The sequence below is a fragment of the Leifsonia sp. ALI-44-B genome (genome assembly GCF_001984125.1).
In the GTDB taxonomy this organism is placed as follows: domain Bacteria; phylum Actinomycetota; class Actinomycetes; order Actinomycetales; family Microbacteriaceae; genus Okibacterium.
The window spans coordinates 1-4,184 of the sequence record NZ_MTQL01000001.1; the positions used below are offsets into that span (position 1 = coordinate 1).

The window sequence follows — 4,184 nt, forward strand, 5'->3', positions numbered from 1 at the left end:
TACACGCAGTTCACGACCGGTGCCACGCAGGCTGTTTCGGGCATCCAGGGTCTGTCTGACTACCTGAACAAGGCTGCCGACGCTCTGCAGAACACCGACCAGGAGCTGGCCAACGCCATCAAGGGCTAACACCTCTCCTGACGAGGCGCGCCTGTTTTCGCAGGCGCGCCTCGCTCACCGCCCGACCACTCTCGTGTGCACGTGAAGGAAAAATCATGGCTGATCTCAAAATACGATCGGACACACTCGACGACGCCGTCTCGAGCATGACCACGGTCATCCAGGCGTTCGAACAGTCCGAATCTTTCGCTAACGACGTCGCAGACGCGGTCGGCGACGGCGAGCTCACGGGCGCGGTGCAGCACTTCGGCAACAGCTGGAACAAGAAGCGCGAAGAAATGATCGCCTCGGCCACGGCCGTGCGCGACACGCTGAAAGCGATCAACGATGCTTTCACCGATGCCGATGCGGAGCTCGCAAAGGCTCTCGACGCCCCTCCGGAACAGTCCGGACCGACCCCTAGCGCGGTGTGAGGAACATCATGAGTGACATGAAACCGATTCCGGGTGACCCGGACGTCGTCGCAGCCCGCGCCGCGACCTACCTGGGCGTAGCCGACGCCATTCGCACGGCGAACCAGACGCTCACGCGCATCACCGACCTCAGCGACGTCAAGTCCGAGGCCATCGACGGCATCCGCGAGGAGGCCGGCAAGGTCGCCGATTCGATCACCAAGGCGGAGAACCGCTACCGTGGCACGGCCGAGGCCCTCGCGACCTACGCTCCGCTGCTGCGCCAGTACCAGTCCGAGGTGGAAACGGCCATCTCCGATGCGGCTGAAGCGGCAGAGTCGGCCGAATCGCAGCGCACGAAGCAGACGGAGTACGAGGAAAAGGCCCAGACGCCCGGCCCGGACCAGGCCGCTGACCAGAAGTGGGCCAAATACTACGCCGACCTCGCAGACACCGCCGAAGGTGGTGCGTCTTCGGCGCGCACGGCCTACGACACGGCTTACGCGAATTGGAAGAAGGCGGCGGATGCCGCCCGGAGCAAGATCGACGATGTCGTCGACCAGTCGGGGCTCAACAACACGCTCTGGGACAAGATCTCAAACGTCATCAAGACGATCGGTGAGATTGCCGCTGTTGCGGCGATCTTCCTCTCGTGGGTGCCTATTCTCGGCCAGATCCTCGTCGTTATCGCGATCGTGGGCGCCATTGCCGCGATCATCGATGGAGCCATCAAATTCGCCGAGACGGGGGATTGGCGGGACCTCGCATTCGCCGTCGTCGGTGCCGTGCTCACCGTTATCGCGCCCGGCATCTTCAAGGTGCTGGGCAAGGCCATGAAGATGGCCGCGTTTGCGAAGCCTCTCGCGAAGTTCCCCCCGGGCGCTTTCAAGTCGCTCACGGGTTTGAGCAAGACCCAGTTCCGCGCCGCGAACAAGAGCACCTGGAAAGATGTCGTGCTCAGTGGGTTCACCATGAAGAAGTCCCACTTCACCATCGAGGGCTTCAAGGGCGCTTTCACCAAGGGTCTGACCGACTTCCGCAGCAACCCGCTCGGCCTGAAATCGCCCGACATCCTGGCGGCGCTCGATAAGGGTGGCGACGTTTCCAAGGCGTTGACTGTTAGCTTGAATGTCATGGAGATTCGCGGCCTGCTCGGAAAAGTCGAGACGTTGACCAACAACCCGCTCGATCCGAACGATCAGAAGCTCACCCTGCGCCCGGATTCGATCCTCAAGCAGGCGGCTAACGGTCAGGCTCCCGTTCTCGTTCCGGGACAGGGCGCGCCGTAATGCGACAACTGAGCGGATACACGTTCGATGTGCCGGTCGACTGGTACGCGCTGCCCGTCGATGACAACAGCTCGGCGCACGATTTCGCCCGGTCGCTCCTTCAGGAGGTCGCACCCGCCGTGCCGGCATCCGACAATGCGACCGCGTTCGTGGCGGATGTCGAGGACATCGTCACGCGTCTGCGGCTGGAGACGGGTGGCGCAGCATCCGCCGCCGCTCTGGTGCGCACGACGGGTGGCCCGCGGCTGGCCGCCATCGTCACCCACCTGGTGCACGACCTCGACGATGACGACACACCCGAGTCCTATGAAGCATTCACCCGCCAGGCCCTGAACCGGTCGATTCCGGGAAACCGCAGCCTCGAGGCGGATACGTGGCAACTCGAGTGCGCTGCTGGCCGTGTGGTCGGCGCCCGCCACGTCGCGCAACGCAGCGAACCGGGCAACGACGAGCAGTGGGCCGAGCAGCGCACGATCTTCGCCGTCTTCGTGACCGGGACCCGACAAATGATCCAATTCACGTTCATCACGAGCGACTTCATGGCCTTCTCCGACATGGCGTCGGAGACCTGGTCTCTCGTGGCCACGGTGCGGCCCGACCTGGAGGCAGCAGCATGACTCAGACGTTCGGTTCCGCATCCGCCAACTTCACGATCGTTCTGCCCGGGACCTGGGCGAACATCCCTCTGCACGACCGCGACGAGACGCAACGCGCCGTCGCGGCGCTCGTCAAGCGGCAGGTGGGCAAGGACGACCGCCTGGCCCGGTTGCGGCGTGAGGCCAAAACGAGTCTGACCGAATTGGCCGACAAAGCGGTCGCCGCGAACGCGCTGGGCCTCTCCCTGTGGCTCGAGCTCGTGCCGGGGATGCCGTTCCCGGGGTCGCTGGTCGTCGAGAATCTCGAACAGCCCGCCTCCGAGGCCGAGATTCTCATCCCTCGATCGGATGACGAGCGTGCGGCTGTGCTCGCCGACCTGTTCCCCGACGCGACGATTCTCGACCTGGGCCCCGGGCCCGTGGCGCGATCGGCCTGGTTGGCCCGAATCGATGCCGGTGAGTCGACCGTCTCGGATCTGAAGATCGTCTATTCGCTGCTCGACGTCACGGGTGCGCGCATGCTGCGTTTCGTCGTCGACCTCCCGACCGTCGATCGCCTGGAGAACTACGTCGACCTGTTCGATCTGGTCATCGACTCCGTCCGTTGGATCGACGATGCGGACTCCGCCTCCGCCGAGCCCGCGAGTGTTCCCGAGGTCGAGGTGGCCGACGCCCGATGAATCGCGGAGTTCTCGTCGCCTATCTCATCGGCGCATTTTTCGCAGCGCTCACCGTCGCTCTGTTCGTCTGGACGACCTCCACCTGGTGGACAGAGGGGTACATCAGCGTGCTCCCGGGGGGCACGTTCTGGAACATGAACAGCATCATCGGGCTCGAGTTCCTGTTCCTGGTCCTCGGCACGGCCGCCATCATGGTGGGCGAGTTCTCCGGGCACGGCAATCTGCGCGCCGAGAAAGGTGGGCCGATCGGGCTCGGCACGAACAAGGTCGACGTGACCCGGCGCAGCTATGCGTCGCGCGTCTTGTGGATGCTCGTGCCGTTGATGTCGTGGGCGGCGATCATGTTCGTCCCCTTCGTCATCATCTCCTCCGGCGACCCGATCGACACGCCCGAATTCGGCTCACCCGAGGACATGTGGTGGGTGATCGGCGCCAACGCGTTCGCGGCGGCCGGAGCATTCGGGGCCATGTTGGCGTCGTTCGTCAAGGCACTCTTCTACGACCGCGCGATCCGCACGGGTCGGCTTGCCCGCACCCGGAAGGGACAGCTCGCAGCGCCGCCTGCCGGTTCGGCTTTCTGGCGGTTCGCCTCGTACCAGGCGCGACTCGAACTGGTCTTCGGATTCATCGCGGTCGGAACCCTGGGTGTCATGCCGTACGCGATGCAGGATGACGGGCAACCGGGAATCGTGCTGTGGGTCGGTGGTTCTGCCGTCGTTCTCGCGATCGTGGCCCTCGTTATCGCTGCGAACTCGTGGCGGTCGGGGGAGAAGCTCACCGCCGGTGAATCCATGGTGGGCGGGATCGCCGCGGGCACCGGTTTCTAGACCGGCCTGCCGGATCGTTCTCCCCAGGCTGGATGACCGGAAGTTGTCCACATGGGGAGGGGTACCCATCGCCTTCCGGTGGCGGCCTTGTTAGTTTGAATGCGTAAGGTCGATCCAGTGGGGATGGCCGAGACCGATTGGACACATCATGGCAAACCTGAACGTAACCTACGGTGACCTGAAGACCGCTGCCGGCCAGCTGTCGACCGGTAAGGGCGCCCTCGAGGACAAGCTCAACGAGCTGCAGCGTCTGGTCGGCGACCTGGTGTCGTCGGGCTTC

General features: G+C 64.3%; 5 protein-coding genes. All 5 read left to right on the forward strand.

Translation table 11 applies throughout. The annotated features are described in order from the left end of the window. The first annotated feature begins 215 nt into the window (after nucleotides 1-215). The 5 genes from ALI44B_RS00010 to ALI44B_RS00030 are packed head-to-tail and all read left to right on the forward strand — an operon-like array spanning nucleotide 216 to nucleotide 3,904. Entirely contained in the window at nucleotides 216-533 is a 318-nt protein-coding gene (locus tag ALI44B_RS00010; protein WP_077052758.1) for a hypothetical protein, read from the forward strand. Nucleotides 534-541: 8 nt separating this feature from the next. Next, nucleotides 542-1,801 (forward strand): hypothetical protein, encoded by a 1,260-nt coding sequence (locus ALI44B_RS00015; RefSeq protein WP_143458834.1) that lies wholly within the window; start codon nucleotides 542-544, stop codon nucleotides 1,799-1,801. After that, complete coding sequence (locus tag ALI44B_RS00020) at nucleotides 1,801-2,418, forward strand: hypothetical protein (RefSeq protein ID WP_077052760.1); 618 nt, start codon at nucleotides 1,801-1,803, stop codon at nucleotides 2,416-2,418. Before ALI44B_RS00015 ends, ALI44B_RS00020 begins: the two co-directional genes overlap by 1 nt. After that, nucleotides 2,415-3,077: a hypothetical protein gene (locus ALI44B_RS00025; RefSeq protein ID WP_077052761.1), complete on the forward strand. Its 663-nt coding sequence runs from the start codon at nucleotides 2,415-2,417 to the stop codon at nucleotides 3,075-3,077. The genes ALI44B_RS00020 and ALI44B_RS00025 overlap by 4 nt, the downstream gene beginning before the upstream one ends. Beyond that, nucleotides 3,074-3,904: a hypothetical protein gene (locus tag ALI44B_RS00030; protein ID WP_077052762.1), complete on the forward strand. Its 831-nt coding sequence runs from the start codon at nucleotides 3,074-3,076 to the stop codon at nucleotides 3,902-3,904. The genes ALI44B_RS00025 and ALI44B_RS00030 overlap by 4 nt, the downstream gene beginning before the upstream one ends. The last annotated feature ends 280 nt before the right edge of the window (nucleotides 3,905-4,184 follow it).

Coding starts and splice junctions, on each gene's coding strand:
- ALI44B_RS00025 (WP_077052761.1), top strand. CDS start 2,415: ATGACTCAGACGTTCGGTTCCGCATCCGCCAACTTCACGATCGTTCTG.
- ALI44B_RS00030 (WP_077052762.1), top strand. CDS start 3,074: ATGAATCGCGGAGTTCTCGTCGCCTATCTCATCGGCGCATTTTTCGCA.
- ALI44B_RS00010 (WP_077052758.1), top strand. CDS start 216: ATGGCTGATCTCAAAATACGATCGGACACACTCGACGACGCCGTCTCG.
- ALI44B_RS00015 (WP_143458834.1), top strand. CDS start 542: ATGAGTGACATGAAACCGATTCCGGGTGACCCGGACGTCGTCGCAGCC.
- ALI44B_RS00020 (WP_077052760.1), top strand. CDS start 1,801: ATGCGACAACTGAGCGGATACACGTTCGATGTGCCGGTCGACTGGTAC.